Source organism: Helicobacter sp. 12S02634-8, assembly GCF_002272865.1.
In the GTDB taxonomy this organism is placed as follows: Bacteria; Campylobacterota; Campylobacteria; order Campylobacterales; family Helicobacteraceae; genus Helicobacter_J.
Genome location: NZ_MLAP01000005.1, coordinates 89,826 through 108,539, shown reverse-complemented (window position 1 = coordinate 108,539; position 18,714 = coordinate 89,826). Strand labels below are relative to the sequence as shown.

General features: G+C 42.9%; 13 protein-coding genes. 8 read left to right on the top strand and 5 right to left on the bottom strand.

Going from position 1 to position 18,714, the window contains the following annotated elements; all coding sequences use genetic code 11:
- Positions 1 to 10 precede the first annotated feature (10 nt).
- The 7 genes from BKH46_RS04545 (at position 11) to BKH46_RS04515 (ending at position 6,882) form a co-directional block, all read left to right on the top strand.
- Positions 11 to 343 carry a histidine triad nucleotide-binding protein gene (locus tag BKH46_RS04545; RefSeq protein ID WP_095225652.1) on the top strand — a complete coding sequence of 111 codons (333 nt, stop codon included), beginning with the start codon at positions 11 to 13 and terminating at the stop codon, positions 341 to 343.
- A gap of 10 nt (positions 344 to 353) precedes the next feature.
- Positions 354 to 1,691: an aminotransferase class V-fold PLP-dependent enzyme gene (locus BKH46_RS04540; RefSeq protein WP_095225651.1), complete on the top strand. Its 1,338-nt coding sequence runs from the start codon at positions 354 to 356 to the stop codon at positions 1,689 to 1,691.
- A 168-nt stretch (positions 1,692 to 1,859) separates the two neighbouring features.
- Positions 1,860 to 2,249: a group III truncated hemoglobin gene (locus BKH46_RS04535; protein WP_095225650.1), complete on the top strand. Its 390-nt coding sequence runs from the start codon at positions 1,860 to 1,862 to the stop codon at positions 2,247 to 2,249.
- A gap of 17 nt (positions 2,250 to 2,266) precedes the next feature.
- Positions 2,267 to 2,776 (top strand): DUF3972 domain-containing protein, encoded by a 510-nt coding sequence (locus BKH46_RS04530; RefSeq protein ID WP_275542176.1) that lies wholly within the window; start codon positions 2,267 to 2,269, stop codon positions 2,774 to 2,776.
- Between the two features lie 87 nt (positions 2,777 to 2,863).
- Positions 2,864 to 3,793 (top strand): ARMT1-like domain-containing protein, encoded by a 930-nt coding sequence (locus tag BKH46_RS04525; RefSeq protein WP_095225649.1) that lies wholly within the window; start codon positions 2,864 to 2,866, stop codon positions 3,791 to 3,793.
- A 144-nt stretch (positions 3,794 to 3,937) separates the two neighbouring features.
- Positions 3,938 to 6,343 (top strand): molybdopterin guanine dinucleotide-containing S/N-oxide reductase, encoded by a 2,406-nt coding sequence (locus BKH46_RS04520; protein ID WP_095225648.1) that lies wholly within the window; start codon positions 3,938 to 3,940, stop codon positions 6,341 to 6,343.
- A 2-nt stretch (positions 6,344 to 6,345) separates the two neighbouring features.
- Entirely contained in the window at positions 6,346 to 6,882 is a 537-nt protein-coding gene (locus tag BKH46_RS04515; RefSeq protein ID WP_095225689.1) for a hypothetical protein, read from the top strand.
- Positions 6,883 to 6,995: 113 nt separating this feature from the next.
- On the opposite strand, the gene BKH46_RS04510 is transcribed toward BKH46_RS04515, so the two are convergent.
- Positions 6,996 to 9,779 (bottom strand): autotransporter domain-containing protein, encoded by a 2,784-nt coding sequence (locus BKH46_RS04510; RefSeq protein WP_095225647.1) that lies wholly within the window; start codon positions 9,777 to 9,779, stop codon positions 6,996 to 6,998.
- A gap of 335 nt (positions 9,780 to 10,114) precedes the next feature.
- Between BKH46_RS04510 and guaA the strand changes: the two genes are divergently transcribed.
- Positions 10,115 to 11,698: a glutamine-hydrolyzing GMP synthase gene (gene guaA, locus BKH46_RS04505; RefSeq protein ID WP_095225646.1), complete on the top strand. Its 1,584-nt coding sequence runs from the start codon at positions 10,115 to 10,117 to the stop codon at positions 11,696 to 11,698.
- A 151-nt stretch (positions 11,699 to 11,849) separates the two neighbouring features.
- Here guaA and BKH46_RS04500 read toward each other — a convergent pair whose 3' ends face one another.
- From BKH46_RS04500 to BKH46_RS04485, 4 genes are read right to left on the bottom strand one after another with little or no spacing between them, the layout of a single operon-like run.
- On the bottom strand, positions 11,850 to 13,271 hold the full coding sequence (locus BKH46_RS04500; RefSeq protein WP_172402560.1) for a phosphomannomutase/phosphoglucomutase: 1,422 nt from the start codon (positions 13,269 to 13,271) through the stop codon (positions 11,850 to 11,852).
- A gap of 16 nt (positions 13,272 to 13,287) precedes the next feature.
- Positions 13,288 to 15,636: a flagellar protein gene (locus BKH46_RS04495; protein ID WP_095225644.1), complete on the bottom strand. Its 2,349-nt coding sequence runs from the start codon at positions 15,634 to 15,636 to the stop codon at positions 13,288 to 13,290.
- 17 nt (positions 15,637 to 15,653) lie between these two features.
- A complete protein-coding gene (gene nuoN, locus BKH46_RS04490) occupies positions 15,654 to 17,147 on the bottom strand; it encodes an NADH-quinone oxidoreductase subunit NuoN (RefSeq protein WP_095225643.1) in 1,494 nt (497 codons plus the stop codon).
- A 1-nt stretch (position 17,148) separates the two neighbouring features.
- Entirely contained in the window at positions 17,149 to 18,714 is a 1,566-nt protein-coding gene (locus tag BKH46_RS04485; protein WP_095225642.1) for an NADH-quinone oxidoreductase subunit M, read from the bottom strand.

Genomic DNA, 18,714 nt, shown 5'->3' with positions numbered 1-18,714 from the left:
GGAGGAAAGAGTGAATATATTTGAAAAAATTGTCGCTGGAGAGCTTCCATGCAAAAAAGTTTTAGAAAATTCAAAATTCCTAGCTTTCCACGATATAGCCCCTAAAGCCCCTATCCATGTCTTAGCTATCCCCAAGCAATGTATCAAAGATTTCAACGCAGTTACACCTGATTTGATGGCTGAGATGAGTGATTTTATCTTGGAGGTGGTTGAGGAGTTAGGTATCAAAGATAGTGGCTATCGCTTGATAACTAATATCGGGAAAGATGGAGGGCAAGAAGTCCCCCATTTGCATTTCCATATCCTTGGGGGTGCGCCTTTGCACTGGCCCTATTTGGCTTAGAGGTCTTTAGATGTTGCATAAAAACAGACTTTTGGAGGAGTTTTTTGCCCCACTTTTGCGTGAGGATACAGACAAGCTAGAGCAGCTGAGGGCGAGTATTGTTCTGAAAAAAAATACGAGATATTTTGATTGGACAGCTTCAGGACTAGCAAGCATACTGATTGAACAAAGGGTAAAAAAGCTGCTACCTTATTATGCAAACGCACATTCTGAAGCCTCGACACACGCCTCTTTGATGTGTGCAGTTTATGAACGTAGCAAGGAGGTGGTCAAAAAGAGCTTGGGGCTGGGGGAGGATTTTGCTCTATTGGCTACAGGATTTGGAGCGACAGCAGCAATCAAAAAATTTCAAGAAATCATGGGTATCTATATCCCCCCTAAGACAAAGCAGCTTTTTTTGCAGACAAAGACCTTAAAATCCTTGCCTAAAGTTTTTGTCGGGCCTTATGAGCACCACTCCAATGAAATCAGCTTTAGAGAGGGGTTGTGCGCAGTGCAAAGAATCCCTTTAAACGCAGAGGGATTGCTCGATATCCAAGAGTTTGAGAGGTGCTTGCAGTCCCATAGGGGGGCATATGCGTCTTTTAGCGTGGCTTCTAATGTAACAGGTGTGCTCTCACCTTGTGAAAAGCTCAGTGCGCTCTGTAGGCAATATGGTGCGATCTTGGCTTTGGATATGGCGAGTTCTTCAGCTTATATGAATATCAATGCGAGTTTGTTTGATGCTTGCTTTCTTTCTAGCCATAAGCTTTTAGGCGGCGTGGGGGGGAGCGGGCTGCTAGGGATTAGAAAGGACCTGATAGATACGAGTTTGCCCCCAAGCTTTAGTGGTGGAGGGGTGGTCAAATATGTCAATCGCAAGACACAAGAATATATTCAAGATATACAGACAAGGGAAGAAGCAGGGACTTTAGGGCTGTTGCAGATGTATCGGAGTGCGCTTGCATATATGCTGCGCGATGCATATTCTTTAAATGCCATCAGACGCAGGGAGCATATCTTGACCCAAACGCTTTTACACGAATTGGCCTCTATCCCTGCACTCCGAGTTTATGGGAATTTGAGTGCAGAGCGGCTAGGGATTGTGTCTTTTAATGTTGGTGGGGTTTCGCCCTATGACCTTGCTTATAGCTTGAGTCAGACTCATGCGATACAAACTCGCGCAGGCTGTAGTTGTGCAGGGCCTTATGGGCATGATTTGCTTGAGATGAAGGATTTGAATTCACAAGCCCTCAAATCCAAGCCCGGTTGGTTGCGAGTGAGCTTGCATTATACGCACTCTTTGGAGGATATTGAGTATTTGGTTGATTGCTTGAAACAATCCATCAAAAGACTGCGTGGGGCTTAAGGTCATATCCATCATATGGGGCATATCGGGGGGAGTTAGTGTGTATATTAAATACTTTACAAATGTAAGTTTTGCTATGATAGGGTAAAATGCTGTCTTGATTTTGGATCGGGGTTAAATATTAAGCCATATTTCAATATATGGCTTAATATTTAAAAAAGGAAAAAGATGAAATATAAACAAATCAATACTGAATCCATCGATAAGCTTATGGATATTTTTTATGGGAAAATTAGAACTGATAAAAGTGGCTTAGGTGCGTTGTTTAATCAGCGAGTGGGGACGGGCGAGGAAGAATGGAAGGCACACAAAATCAAGATAGCGAATTTTTGGTATGGAATGCTTTTGGGCGAGGGGGATTATAAGGGTCAGCCGATGAAAGCGCATTTGGATCTGCCGCCTTTTCCGCGAGAGTTTTTCGGGCGATGGTTGGAGCTTTTTAATGAAAGCTTGGAAACACTTTTTGAGCCAGAGCCAAAAATGCAGATACTCAAACGCGCAGAAATGATCGCACAAAGATTCCAATTCATGATTTTTGATAGCGGGCATGCAGAATAATTAAAAAAGGTGGGATCGTGCAGGGCAAAACATCTTCTAATGTGACTTGGCTAAGCCTTGAGGAGTTTGTCAAACTCTCGGGTATGGAAGAAAAAAAGATTTTAAAGCTAATAGAAGAGGGTGCCATCAAGGGTCGGGCACAAAATGGAGAGCTTTTTGTTGATGCAAGCAGTGGGGCTGATGCGATCATTAAGCGCGTTGAGAATAATCTTGTGTCTGCTGATATGAGCGGGAACGCACTCGATCCGATGTTTGTAGAAAAAACAATCAATACAATTCTAGGACTCCACGATAAGGTGATTGCAGCTAAAGATGAAACAATCAGTGCTTTTAAAAATGAAAATGTTTTTCTCAAAGATGCCTTGATATCCATGCAAGAAGTCTATGAAGATGACAAAAAACTCATTGAAACAATGCGGAGTGAGCTCCAGTATGCGCGCGAAGAGATTGAATTCATGAAGCGCAAATATCGCTTGATGTGGGGCAAAGTATCTGGACTCAGCGGGAATAGGCACAATCAAGAGTGAGCCAAGCCCACAAAAACCAACCCATACACCAACCCATACGCCGACCCACATACACCAAAGGCACTCGCATTTAAGGGAGCAGATCATATGCATATACACAAAGAATGTCTTGAGTGTCTTCAAGCCCAAGCCTGCCAAGCCCTCAAGCTCACTCAAGAAACTCAGGGAGCTCTAAAAACTCCAGAAGCTCCAGAAGCTCCAGAAACTCAATCTGTGATACAAGCGACCACGCAGGCAGTCGATGTTTTGCTTTCTAGGGCTTCTGGAGTGCTAGCACCCCCTCCAAGAGTCGCTATCGATGTCTATAGCACCATTGCTTCACTCACCCAAAACCCCGATATTTATCAGTCTATCAAGGCAGCTTGTATCCAAAAAGCAAGGCAGATCACAGACCAAATGCGCCAAAATCTCCCCCATTTCCCTACGCCTCTTTCAAGACTAGTATGGGCGCTCAAGGCCGCAGCACTCGGAAATGTCATCGATTATGGCAGTGCGACGCATTTTGATATCCATCAGTATGCTTTTGATATGGATTGCCTTGATTTTGCCCGTTTTGATCTAGAGAGCTTTGCTGCTTGCATAGAGAGTGCAAAAAGTTTGGTATATATCGGGGATAATGCGGGGGAAAATCTCTTTGATGAGTTACTGATAGAAACACTCAAAGCCCTCTATCCTGAATTAAAGATTGTGTATTTTGTCCGTGGCGCACCGATTATCAATGACATCACCTTAAAAGACCTCTCTATACACGCAGCAAATAGGATATTTGAACTTTGTGAGGTTTTAGATAGTGGTGTGCCTAGCCCTGGTTTTATCTATGAGCTAGCTAATCCTTTAGCCCAAAGTGCCTTTGATCGTGCTGATGTGATTTTGGCTAAAGGCATGGGTAATTTTGAGTGCTTAGAATCCATCAAGGACTCAAGAATCTTTTTACTTTTTAAAATCAAATGCCAAGTTGTCGCAAAGTTTTTGGATTTGCCGCTAGGGAAGATGATTTTTCAACAAAATACAGACTAATTTTTCCACACACAGCTCTTAAAATAATAAATTTTTTTCTTAATGGGATTCTATATTTTTTTATATAACCATTCTTAATTTTTCTTGAATCAAATTATAGATAAAATGAGTCGCTTGACTGAAAAAACAATTCAAGGAGATTCTATGGCTATTTCAAGACGAAATATGTTAAAAGGAACAGCAGGTTTGGCGTCTTTGAGCGTCTTATCATCTTCTCCCTTGGGTGCTGTCGGAGTGTTTAAAAAAACTCAGATGATCCCCCATGCGACTCACTTTGGCCCTTTTGTTGCCAAGGTCGAAGATGGTATCATCAAAGACATTATCCCTCAAAAAACGGACGCAAATCCATCGATTATGATCAAAGCAATGATTGATAGGGTGTATTCAGACACGCGAGTCAAATACCCTTGCGTGCGAAAGAGCTACCTAGAGGGGAAAAAAAACCACAAGAATATGCGAGGCAAAGAAGAGTTTGTGCGTGTGAGCTGGGATAAGGCATTGGATTTAGTCGCTCAAAAACTCAAAGAAATCCCCAGAGAGAATATCTATAATGGTAGCTATGGTGGTTGGGGGCATGTAGGCAGATTGCATAATTCTAATATCGTAGCAGGTCGGTTTTTCAACACAACTTTAGGGGGAGCTGTGGGGACAGATGGCGAGTATAGCAATGGAGCTGCTGGGCGAGTCAATCCAACGATTATGGGGGATATGGAGGTGTATTCTCTGCAGACTGCGCACGAAGAGATGATTGCACATTGCAAGGTTTATGTGATGTGGGGGACAGATTTGTTTAAATGCAATCGCATTGATTATGTTGTCCCCAATCATGTCAATGATGACTACTATCCTAAATACAAACAAGCAGGGATTAAATTCATATCCATCGATCCGATTTATACCGAAACTGCTCAGATGTTTGGCGCAGAATGGATAAAAATCCGACCCAACACAGATGTGGCACTCATGCTTGCGATGATGCAATATCTATATACTTCTGGCAAATATGATAAAAAATTTATCGGGACATACACAGATGGCTTTGATAAGTTTTTGCCTTATTTGCTCGGTCAAGCAGAGGACAAAACGCCTAAAACGCCTGAGTGGGCAGCAAAAATCACTGAAATACCCGCTTCTAAAATCAAAGAATTGGCTGATTTGTTTGTTTCTACACGCACCTTTTTAGCGGGCAATTGGGCAATGCAAAGAGCGCAGCACGGCGAGCAGGCTGATTGGGCGTTGATTGCTCTTGCAAGTATGATCGGTCAGATCGGACTCCCTGGCGGGGGATTTGGCTTTTCGATGCATTATGGTGGTGGCGGGCAAGCGTATTCGGGCTATCGCACTACCCCTGGGCTCTCTCAAGGCAGAAATCGCGTCGAGGGATCAATTCCTGCTTCTAGGATTTCAGAGGCCATACTCAATCCGGGCAAAGAGATTAATTTCAAAGGCAAAAAGATCAAATTCCCCAAAATCGATATGGTTTATGTGTGTGGGGCGTCTTTGTTGGGACACCATCCCAATACCAATGAACTGATTGAAGCCTTGAGGAGCGTGGATACTGTCGTGATACACGAGCCTTGGTGGACGCCTTTGGCGAAGATGGCCGATATTGTTTTCCCCTCTACTTGCACGCTAGAGAGAGATGATATCACCTCAGGGGGGACTTATTCTAGAAATGTCATTTATGCGATGAAAAAGGTGATTGAGCCTGTGTATGAATCCAAAGATGATTTTGAGATTTTCAGACTTCTAGCCTCTAGGCTCGGAGGAGAAAAGGTCGAAAAGCGCTACACAGGGGGCAAAACCTATATGGAATGGATCAAGGGCTTTTATGAAAAAAGTGATGGCCCTGCGTTTAAAGAGTTTGATCAATTCTGGAAAGATGGCTATGTAGAATTTGATATTCCTGAAGATGCGAGAAAATATGTGCGCCATAGTGAGTTCAGAGCTGATCCTATCGCTAATAAGCTTGCTACTGAGAGTGGAAAAATTCAGATTTATTCTGAAAAATTTGCTGCGTATAATCTCCCTGATTTCAAGGGGTATCCAACTTGGTTTGAGCCTGCTGAGTGGCTAGGGGGCAAAGAAGCTAAACATTATCCCTTCCATCTGCTCTCCCCACACCCCAGATATCGCGTGCATTCTCAGCTTGATAATACTTGGGTGCGCGATGTCTATAAAATACAAGGCCGTGAGCCTGTGATGATCAATACCCAAGATGCACAAAATCTAGGTATCAAGCACGGAGAGATTGTCGAGGTATTCAATGCTAGGGGGCGCTTGCTTGCAGGGGCATTTGTGACAGATAATATCCGACAAGGTGTTGTGGCTATCCAAGAGGGGGCGTGGTATGATCCTGAAGATCTGAAATCTAAAAAACCCCGATGCAACGCTGGGCACGTTAATGTCTTGACCTCTTCGCGCCCTACGAGCCAAATGGCACAGGCCACTTCAGTCAATACAGCCTTAGTCGCTATCAAAAAGCTTGGTAAAGATGAGGCTATCAAACCATATAAATCAGTTTCAGTCCCTGAAATTATAGGAGCGTAATGATGAAAAAATTTGCTTTAACTCTTATGATATTGTCATATTCTTTGTATGCACAGACTCTGTATGTGATGGATAATACCAATGCGTATGCCAAAGATGGGAAAACGATTGTCGGCACAATCGCTAGAGGCACACCAGGTGAAGAGGTCGGTGAGGTAGATGGGAAGATCATCATCAAAGTCAAGGGCTATCTCAAAACAGGGGATAAAAAAACCCTTTATGGCACTAAAAATCTTGAACTCCCTTTTATCACGCTCAAAAATGATGGAGTCAGCTCAGATACTCTTGAAGTAGCCCTCCCTAAAAAAGAGCTCAACAAAAACCAAGCCGAGGCTTGGGCAGACGCAGAGTTTCTGTATTATGACACTTGCTCGATGTGCCACGCTGCGCACGCTCCTAAAGAGCACACGATGACTGAGTGGGACGGGCTATTTACGACAATGAGAGCTTTTGCGATGCCTACAGATGCAGAAGCTGATACAATCCTCCAATATCTCAAAGCTCACGCCACTGATGGCTATGCTACTGATGATGAATAAAAATCTGTGATGGGGAGGGGCTTGCCCCATCACTCTTGCTTTCCCTTTTTTTCCCTTTTATTTTCTCTCTCTTTTATCTTTTTATTTTGATGATTTCTTATTTTGGATTGATTCTACCAGATATAACGCAGTCCCAAGTTCCCTGTCCCTAAAAAATCAGCTGCTATACTCACATCGCCCATCACAGATAGATTCAAGCTTAAAGCTGTAGTGAGTCGGACTTTAGTGCTATAGCCGAGCCTAAACCAAGTGCGTGAGGGGTTGAGGTCATAGTTGATGAAGGTTTGAGAACCTCTAAAGGCAATCGATCTGCTTTGTGTGATGTCTTGGATATGATAGCGCCCTAAAAATTCAAAACTATGCTTGCTACTTGCAAAATCTAATTGCCACTCACCCCCTGCCCCTAAGGCAAAAATATGGTCATAAGATTTGTCAAAAAAGAAAGTTTGTGAGCCAACACTTGGTGTGTATAAAAAGCTGTAATTCCCTAAAATCAGTGGTTTGATTGTATGGGATTTGCCTAGCTTGATTTTGTATTTATAGAGTATTTGGGAGTTGAGAGCTGTGTTTTGGTTGTCATAGTGCTCTTCTAGGATACCGATGGTGGGATTGTGGATTTTCCCGCTGCCTAAAAGCTGTGCGATTGAGAGAGTCCATTGGAGTTCGTGGTTTTTGGTATCAAGATGGGTATAGCTCCCGAGTGCATAGACATCAAAGTTTTCTTTTTGATTGTTTTGATGGTAGAAATTTTTGGCATAGTTAAAGAGTGTGCCAATAAGTATATCGGCGTTTTCATTGATGTCAAGTGTCCTGTCATAGCCTGTGCTGATGTTGATAGAGGTGGTGCTTGAGGGCAGGGGGGAGGCTGAAGAGTTTTGATAATACGCCCCACCGATATGCGCCCAATATGCGTTGTTGTCTTTTGTTGGGGGGATAATGATTGCTCTATCATCATTGCTTGCCATCGCATATTTGCGTATCCATTGCCTGAAGGCTGCGCTTGAGATTTTGTTTTCAAAACTAAGCGTTTGGATTCTGTCTGTGACTTGGTGGTTGAGATAATCGATAGTTTTTTGAGAAAATATCCCCACAGGGGTGGATTTTTGCTCCAATGTTTTGTCTGTTTCTTGGATAAGAGTTTGCAATAATGCGGGGTTGGATTGAAAGTTTTGCAATCCCTCATTGAGCGCTACTTGTTGGAAATTCCCCCCTGAACGATGGCTCTCTTGGAGAGAAGTGATGATTTTTAGGGCATTTGGAGAGAGGGCGCCTATTTGTGCTTTGAAGTCTTCTCTTCCATTTTCTTTTTCTTGGAGCGAGGTATTTGGGCTGGCTGTGTGCTTGGTTTTGTTGTTTGTTGGGAAGGGGTCTTTGTTGGGATCTTGTGTGAATACAAACAAAATCTCTTTTTGGGTGACTTTGGTTTTGGGCTTTTGTGTGAGTCCAGAAGTATGGATAGTCTTATCTGTCCGATTGTCTATGATACTCCCATTGCCATTTATGGCGATGAGTCGGTAGATTTTGTCATAAGCAAGATTGCTAGCAAGCGTGCTTTTATCAGAAAAATGTATTTGCAAAGAAGTGTCTTGATTGAGAGTCAAGCTCGCATAATTGATTTGGAGATAGGGCTTTGTATCTTGCCATTTATCGATGGAAAATACAAGAGAAGAGGGCTGTGTGCTATCAAGTGTGATACCTCCATTGGTGCTAGAAATATCAGTGATAAAAAGATTACGCGCACTGATTGTCCCAGCGTTCCAAAGTGCGTGGATACCACGCAAGTAAATATCTTGCGCTTGTAGTGTCGCCCCCTCAGAGTTACGCAATGGCTCATAGCCCCCATTGCCAACGATATAAAGCACCTTTGTTTGGATTTTGCCCGATCTTTCATTGATGAGGGCTATTTGTTTGTTTTGAATCTTTAAAAGAATCAGAAAATCTGTTTTGAGATTGCCTTGATTATACACACCTGCTCCATTGAGAGTATCGCCTCCAAGGGCAAGAAGGACATTGCTTTCTATCGTTCTAAGATTATGGAGTCCATAAGAAAATTCCTTACCCCCACCCACTGCTGTGATGATATTGGCTTTAAGCAAGGATTGATTTCTAAAACCCACTCCCTTATCTTGCCCTCCAATGGCGATGAGATTGCTTGCATTGGTGTGGTATTCGTTGAGAAAGCCTGTGGCAAATTCGCCTTTCCCGCCTATGGCTATCAAGCGATTGGTATTGACAATGCCCTGATTTCTTGCGCCCAAGCTATAGGACTCTTCTCCACCGATACTTGTAAATGTGAGGGTATTTATGGTTTTATAGGCATATGTAAAAGGTGCAGGTGGCACAAGATCGGCCGTAATATTGATACCATAGCTGTCTTTGCCTTGCCCAAAGGCAGTGAGCGATTCTTTTTCTAGCTTTTTTCCTTGCGTATCGTTGCTAAAGACACACGTAGAGTTTTGGCACTCCCCACTAAAGCCCTTGAGGGGGTCTTTGATGGTGGGCGTGGGTAGTGTGGATTTGGAATTAAGATTTAAAAATGGGAGAATAGTCTTTTTAAGAGCTTCTGTATCGAGCTCTTGGAAGTAGATTTTAGGGATTTTAAAGGTAAATTCTTTGATGGAGTTTGTGTCATTATCATTAGGGAACATTTTTGTGTCAGGTTCTGTGGCGTATAAAATATTCCCTTTGGCGTTGATTTTAAAGCTCTCTTGTGTGGAGAGAGTGAGGTGGTTTAGACCTGTTTTACTCACATCAATGACTTGATAAGTGGGGTTTTGGGCGTGGGGGGTTTCATCTGCGGAGGCACGATTCCTTTGGATCTCTACACCCTCTAAACTTCCGATTATCAGACTCATATGCAGTAGGGCTTGAGAGAGATTAGGGGTCTTGAAATGCATTGGCTTTCTCCTTGCGACATTGGAATATGGGGCATTATAGCCAATCAATCTATAGGATACAATTATGATTCTTATTATGATGATAATTAAAATATTATTTGTTTAAAGGGGTCTGTTGGATACAAAGGGAATCAAACCCCAAGCTGTTATTTTAAGGCAAGGCGCGTGCGATGATAGGGGCGTGATATAGGGTGTGTGTGGTAGGGGGGGCGTGGTAGAAATTGTGCGTAGCTAGAGGGGGGTGGAGATATGTGTGGTAGAGGATTCAAAGCAATGGCTAAAAATTTTGTTATGATTGCATGAACGATTGTCAAAAATAAAATAAAAGGTTTTTTATGGATAGGGTTGAAATTTTGGTATTAGATTTTGGGAGTCAATATACGCAATTGATTGCACGGCGATTGCGTGAGTATGGTGTTTATACTGAGATTGTGCCGTATTTTGAGCCATTAGCTTCTATCAAACACAAAGCCCCTAAGGGCATTATTTTAAGTGGTGGGCCTGCGAGTGTTTATGAAGAGGGAGCGCCAAGACCTGATGGGGGGATTTTTGCTCTCAATATCCCTGTGCTAGGTATCTGCTATGGCATGCAGTATATCGCAGATACTTTTGGTGGGAGTGTGATCCCAGCCTTAGCCCAAGAATTTGGTAAAGCGACTTTAGAGCTTGTTTTATCAGAGGATAAAACAGCGCAAGATGGGGGCAAGCAAGCTTGTGAGATTTTTGAGGGAGTGGGGGATTTGAGTGTTGTTTGGATGAGCCATTCTGATCAAGTGAGCACGATTCCAGAGGGGTTTGTGGAGCTAGCTCGGAGCGGGAACACGCATTATTGTGCCATCGCGCACCCCCATCAGCAGATATATGCCTTGCAGTTCCACCCAGAGGTCGTGCAAAGTGAATATGGAGGCAAGATATTAGAAAACTTTGCCATTAAAATTTGTGGCGCGTCTTCAGATTGGAACATGCGCCATTTTGCTCAAAACGAAATCACTCACTTGCGCCAAAAGATCCAAGGTGCTAAGGTTCTTTGTGGTGTGAGTGGGGGTGTGGATTCTTCGGTTGTCGCGCTTTTATTACATCGTGCGATTGGAGAAAATCTTATCCCTATTTTTGTCGATCACGGGCTTTTGAGGGCTAAAGAACGCGAGATGGTCGAGGAGATGTTTCAAAAAAATCTTGGTATGTCTTTGATTGTAGTGGATGCTAGTGAGCTGTTTTTGAGCCGTCTTGATGGCATTAAAGACCCTGAGAAAAAGCGTAAAATTATTGGTGAAACTTTTATCGAAGTTTTTGAGAGCGAAGCCAAAAAGCACCACAACAATGGCGATATCAAGTTTTTAGCACAAGGCACGCTTTATCCTGATGTGATCGAGTCTGTGAGCGTGAAGGGACCTTCTAAAACAATCAAATCCCATCACAATGTAGGCGGGCTTCCTGAGTGGATGCGTTTTGAGCTCATTGAGCCACTCAGAGAGCTTTTTAAAGATGAAGTGCGTAGCCTTGGTAGGGAGCTAGGTATGCCTGAGTCCATGCTCATGCGCCACCCATTTCCTGGACCAGGGCTTGCGATTCGGATTATGGGGGCTGTGGGGAGAGAGGATTTGGAATTACTCAGAAAGGCTGATGGGATATTTCTTGATGAACTGCATAAAAGTGGCTATTATGATCGGGTATGGCAGGCTTTTTGTGTGCTTTTAAATGTCAAATCCGTTGGCGTGATGGGAGATAATCGCACATATGATAACACGATTTGTGTGCGTGCAGTTATCGCTGTAGATGGTATGACTGCGAGCTTTGCACATCTCCCACATACGCTACTAGAAAGTATCTCTTCACGCATTATCAATGAAGTCAGTGGTATCAATCGCGTGGTGTATGATATCACCTCTAAACCACCAGGGACTATCGAGTGGGAATGATGGCACGGGAATAGTGGTATAGGAATAATGGCACGAAATAGCGTATGGGAAAATGATAGCCCCCTATTTAAGGGCTGAGCGCATAATAAAGGCAAGAGCACTCAAGGACTCTTTAAAAATGCTAGCGAGATAAAGGGAGCTTTGGGGCGATTTATAGCTCAGATTTGATATGCTCTATCAATTCTAGGAGTTTGGTTTTATAAAGTTGTGCGTTTTTTGGGTCTTTGGCTTCAAATCGAGTCACCAAAACAGGCGTTGTATTGCTAGCCCTCACCAAGCCCCAGCCATCTTTGAATACAACGCGCACGCCATCAATGCTGATGATTTCAGAGATAGCAGGGAAGTCTGCGGGCGGGGTTTGTAAGAGCGTGTGGAGTCTTTGGATTATGGTGAATTTATCTTCTTCAGAAGTGGGGATTTTCTCCTCTGGTGTGGAATAAAACACAGGCAAGTTTGCAATCGCAGCTTCAATGGCCTGAGGTGTTTCTTCTAAAAATAGCTCCAAAGCTCGCAATCCCGCATATATCGCATCATCATAGCCAAAATATCGATCATTGAAAAACATATGCCCGCTCATTTCAGCAGCCAAGTGCGCCCCTGTTTCTTTGAGCTTGACCTTGAGATTGCTATGGCCAGTTTTATACATAATGCTTTTGCCAATTTTGTTGATATATTCATACATTGCTTGCGAGCATTTCACTTCGCCAATCACTAGAGGTGGGGTGCCATTTTGTGCGAGATTTTTAGCAAAGAGAATCGCTAGCTCATCGCCTTTATAGCTATGTTTGGAAGTGAGGAGCGCGATCCTATCAGCATCACCATCAAAGGCTAGTCCTATGGGGATATTGTGCTGTTCCATATAGTTTTTGAGGTCAGTGAGATTGGCTTCTTCGCTGGGGTCTGGGTGGTGGTTGGGGAAGTGACCATTGGGCTCATGAAATAGCGAGTGGTGGGGGATAGCTAGCTTATCTAAGATGGCTTCTAAACCGAGTGCACCCACGCCGTTTCCATAATCGAGTGCGATAGGGTAGGGGAAATTTTTGAGTTTTGCAAAATGTGTGGTCAAGTATTCGTGATAGACTTTGAGTGCATTGATAGATGTGTCTTGAGTGTGGGAGGGCGTAAAAGAGATGGGCGTTTGCGCAAGTTTTGCTCCGAGCGCTTGGATACTCGCGCCATAAAAAGGCTTGCGATTGAGGGTGATTTTGAAGCCATTGTATTGCGGGGGATTGTGCGAGCCTGTAATCATCACAGAATGATAAGCACAGATTCCATCAATTGGCACATGGGTAGCAAAATATGCTACAGGTGTGGGGACCATACCGATATGATAGACCTTGACTCCACTTTTCCCTAGCCCCTCTTTGAGCCATTGATAGAGCGTGGGAGAGTGCGTGCGGGCATCATAGCCGATGACGATATGCATAGAATCGTTTTGATTGTTGTCTATGGGGCTGCTTGCTTTGATGATTTCTCCGAGCGCTACCCCGATACCAAATACAATATCTTGCGTGAGGTTTTGCCCATAAATACCGCGAATATCATATTCTCTAAAAATACTAAAATCAATCATAATTTGCTCCCTTGTGTTATTGTTTGAGTAGCTCTAGCCCTTGTGTGCAGAGGTTTTTCCACGGGCCCTCTGCTTGGATATTGAGGCATTGTTCAAAAGATTTTTGTGCTTCTTGTGGGTTGTTTTGGAGATTTTGTATCGAGGCTTTGGTGTAGAGAGCTTTTTGTTTTTGCTCATCTGTAAGGTTTTTATGCAATAAAGCGTTGGTTTGGGTGAGTGCTTCTTGGGGATTGTGGGTGCGTATGAGTGCGTTGATGAGTTCAAATTCAGCATAGGGGGTATAGGTATTGAGTTGGTAGCGTTCTTGCAGTGCGATGATGTTTTTAGCATAGATTTGGATTGTGGTGTCATTTTTGGCTTGAGTTTCCCACTCAAGGAGGGTTGCATATACTTTAATCATCTTTGGGTCATTGGGGAGGAGCTCTTGGAGTTTTGCAGAGATTTTGAGTGCTTCTTGTTTGTTTTTGAGATAGGCAAGATCGGCAAATACAATAAATCCAATGTCATAATAAGCAGGCTTTTTGCTAGCAATAGCAAGGGAAAAGGCATCTTGGGCTGCGAGCAAGGAGGTTTTATAATCGCCTAGTTGGTAGAAATTTTTACCATCACGATAGAGCCAAGGCAGTTTTTGCTCAGGGGTCTTGGCTTCTTTGGCCATATGCGTAGCGATGATTTGTGCGTTTTTATTCAAAGAAGCACTATAGAGGCAGTCAAATGCCTTGAGTCTTTCTTCTGTGGTGAGGTCGTATTGTGTGGTTTGCACCAGATAGATATTAGCATTTTTGCAGTCATTGTTTTTCAAATGTTCTTTGATGAGGGCATTGAGGGCTTTTTGCACAGAGGGGGAGTTTTGCGGGAGGGAATCTCTCATCTGGAGGACTTGTGTGTATTGCTTGTTTGTGAGTAAGAGCTCAGCTTTGAGGGTCTGGGCTTTGAGGGCTTCTTGGGTGCGGGGGTATTTTTGAATAATATAATCATAGCGCTTGAGCTTTTCTGTATCGCTCCCAGAGAGATCAAACAAAATCGCATCATCACGGCTTTTGACCTCTTTTTCTTTATGCATGGGGGGTTGGGTGGCGATGTAGTTGAGGTTGGCTTGATGGGCTTTGTCAAATTCACCTGCTTTGGCATACAAATCGCCCAACACATAGCCTATTTGTTCTTGGACTTGTGGTTCTTTTGTGTGATCAAGCAGGCTTTGTGCGATAGCAGCAGCACTTTTGAGTAGATGGTGCTTGCTAAAAAAGTTGATGGCTTCATCGGTTCTTTTTGGGTCAAGGGCAAAGAATTGGGGATAGACCTTGAGGACTTTGTTTATTAACTCAATTGCGTTGGCATTATTTTGCTTTTTGACTTCAAATTCAGCCCAAGCAAGCGCGATTTCGCTAGCACTGGGGAGGTCTTTGGCTTGTGCGTAAGCTTCTTGAAACAAAATCGCAGCCAAACCAATATCCCCACTCCCTGAAAATTCAATCGCTAATTGCATTTTTGCAAGGGGGGCGTATCGGTCTTGTGGGTATTCAGCGATAATGCGTTTGTAGTAGTGCTGGGATTCAGAATAATAAAAAATCCCTGCATAAGCCTTGGCTAAGAGGTAGAGGACTTGGGGGATTGCAGGATCATCGGGGTATTGCTTGATCCAATGGGTGGCAAGCTCGATTGTGGCGTCTTGTTCTTTGGGGTCGATGTTAGAGAGTGCAATGATTTGGTAGAAATAAAGGTCTTTTTTAAACAATGTGTCAGGATAGTGCCTGAGCGTTTCATTGATGGCATTGATGGCTTCAAAGTAGGATTTGTTTTTGATTAAGGCTTTGATTTTCATGTATGCTTCAAAGTCTGCTCCCTTGGCGTAGTGCAGGGGTTTGTTGTTGATATCAAGCTCGGGGATATAGGGAGTTTGGGCGTCTTCTATGAGTATGGGGAAATTGAGCCCTTTGCTTTGCTGGTGGGAGAGAAATGGAATCTGGTCTTCATAGCCGATAATTTGCCACGCTTGCGCGTATTGTGGTCGGTCTTGTATCAGGGGTATGGGGGGTTTGAGATCATGGGGGATTGGGTAGAGTTTGAGATTTTTTTTGGGCTTGATGTAGAGATGGAATTTTTGGTCTATCATTTGATAGTAGAAATCAAAAAATATTGTTTTTGTTGGGGTGAAACCCTCAGCAGGGATTGCATCGATCACGCATTCGACCATGGGTTTTTCAGCAGTCATGGACCTTATCTGACACAAAAAGGGCTTGGAGTGTTTGAGATTGAGAACGGAGAAGTTTTTTGAATTTTCTTTGCCATAATTGATGGTGATCTCAAAGGCATATGCAAGATTTGAGATCAACAAAACAAACAAAAATATTTTGGAAGTATTCAATCACAGCTCCAAAAATATCAATAAACGTTATTGATAATGTATTTTGAGGTGATATCAAGCAAAAACTGAACCACAAAAATGGAAAGACAGCAAATAGTCGCTGCGATGGCAATCACGCCTTTGATAGAATAGGTGGCATTTTCCATATAGACCTCTGCATTTTCTTGCTTGATGAGGGGGTCTTTGAGAAACATAAACACAATCAATTTGAGATAATAATAAGCAGCAATCGCGCTATTGAGCATCATGATGAGTGCGAGGTAGATATAACCTGCATTGATTGCTGCACTCACAGCGAGCATTTTGCCCCAAAATACTGCAAAAGGAGGTATGCCCGCAAGGCTAAACATAAAAATTGCTAGCAAAATTGCCATCAATGGATAGACCCTCACAAGCCCTTGAAACTTTGAATAAGGGTGGTCATAATGGGAGTGCCAGAGCTTTTGTTTGTTTTTACACAGCCAAAGAATAGCAAAGGAGCCTACATTGGTGAATAAAAACATAAACCAATAGACAAACATTGCGTTTTGACTTTGGGTGGTGTTGATGAAGATACAAGCGAGCGCAAAGCCTGAGTGGGAAATCGAGCTAAAAGAGAGCATGCGCTTGATGTCTTCTTGCATGAAGGCCATGATATTAGGGAGAGTGATGGTGATGACAACTAGGGCATAAAGCAAGTTTTCTATCCAAGGGATATCAGATTTGATAAAGATATCAAAAATCCTAATGGCAATGGCAAAACCAGCTATTTTAGGAATAATAGAAATATATCCTGCTAGCACAGGGTTGCTGCCCTCATAGACATCAGGCATCCAAGTATGGAAAGGCACTAAAGAAACTTTAAAGCCAATCGCCCCAATCATAAAAATCAATCCAGCAATCAGCACCAAGATAGGTTCAAAGTTATTTTGATAGATGGCCGCAGCGATATTATGGATTTCTACACTCCCTGTAGCTAAATATAAAAGCATTGCCCCCATCACATAAAACGCACTTGCTAAAACACCCATCACAAAATATTTAATCGCTGCTTCTATGCCCGTGTTTTCGTCATTAAAAGCGATGAGCACGCACAAAGAAAGCGAGGCGATTTCAAGCCCTAGCAAGATAAAAATCAGATTATCGCTTGAAACCATGAACTGAAAGCCTGCTGTCATGAATAGATAGAGTGGGTAGAATTCAGGCGTCTGAAACTCGGCGTATCGCTCCTTTGAGATTGCTAAAAAGATAAAAAACAAGCTGGCAATCAAGATGATGATTTGGGTTAAAATAGAGATACCATCGAGCCTAAGGATACCAAAAAAGCCCAGATCAAAGCCGCTAAGTCCTAAGACAAATGCCAAATCAATGACAATAAAAAGCATACACAATGCGACATTAAGACTGCGCGAAAACTTGAGCGTGAAGGCATTAGCACTGAGAATACAGATAGCTCCAAAAATAACGATAAACATAGGCAAAATAGTATGGAGCTTCAAGTCAGCAAAAGGGATATAGAAATTTTCTAGCATATCATACCTCTTTGATTGGTTTGGGGGATTGGCTTGTGTGTGGTATCACCTCAAGCGGGGGCGGTGGATTTTTTAGATAGATTTTAGTTTCTTTTTTGATGGCTCGGTTGTGCATGGTTTCTAGGAGTTGTTGGGTGCTGTTTTGGATCGGGGTCAAGAGGGGCTTGGGATAGATACCTAAAAAGATAATGACAAAGACAAAAGGGAGCATTACACTTATCTCTCTTGCACATAAATCGTTGAGTAGGAGGTTTTTGGCATTTGGCGCTTTGCCTAAAAAGACTTTTTTGTAAAGATTGAGCATATAAATCGCTGAGATGATGATACTTGTCCCAGCGATGAGTGTGATGAGTGGGTGGGCTTTGAAAAATCCTAGTAAGCTAAAAAATTCGCCCACAAAGCCCACGGTCAAGGGCAAGCCCACATTTGCCATCATCACGATAGCAAAGACAGCAGCAAAATTAGGCATGACTTGTGCGAGCCCGCCAAATTCTGCAATTTGCCTTGTTTTTCTTCTATGATAAATCATACCAACAAGCATGAACAGCGCGCCACTCACGATTCCATGCCCCACCATCGCAAACACCGAGCCACCAATGCCCTCTAAATTGAGCGCAAAGATTCCAATGACAGCCACTCCCATGTGTGAGATAGAGCTATAAGCGACCACTTGTTTCATATCTGTCTGGGCAAAAGCGAGCATACCTCCATAGATAATCATAAACAGCGCTAAAATCGCTATAGGGACTACAAGCGCATAGCTTGCGTCAGGGAAAAGTGGGAGCGAAAATCGCACCAATGCATAAGTTCCCATTTTCAACAACACAGAAGCCAAGACAACAGACCCTAGCGTGGGCGCATCTCCATAGGCGTGGGGGAGCCAAGTATGGAAGGGAAAAATGGGGATTTTGACTGCGATACTGATAAAAAACGCTAAAAATAGCCATAGTTGGATATTAAATGGGAGGGCAAGATGATACCAATCTAAAATATCAAAACTCCATGAGCCCATAGTGATGAAATAAAGATAGCCAAAATACAAAATCCCAATAAACATAATCAGCGAGGCAAAAAAGGTATATAAGAAAAATTTCAATGCTGCATAGATTTTCTCACCCGTCCCCCACGCTCCGATCATATAAAGAATCGGGATCAATGAAATCTCCCAGAAAATATAAAACAGCACCACATTTAATGACGCAAACACTCCCATCAAAATACTCTCTAAAAGCAGTAAGCAGACAACAAGGTAGTTTTTGTCATTGGGCTGGTTCAAATAAATAGTGGCTAAGAAAATGATGAAGGCATTTAAGACCAATAAAAAAAGCGAGATACCATCAATGCCTACATGATAGTTGATCCCATAATCAGGAATCAGCGCAAAAGTATTCTCAAACTGCATGCCCGCATTAGAATAATCAAAGCCCATCCATAAGGCCGCTACTAAGATGAGCTCGATAAGACCAATCGTGATACCATAGGGTTTAGCAACATTGTTATCCATAATGAATACAAACACAGAGGCCAATGCTGGAAAAAAAATAACGATACTGAGTAGATATTCCAT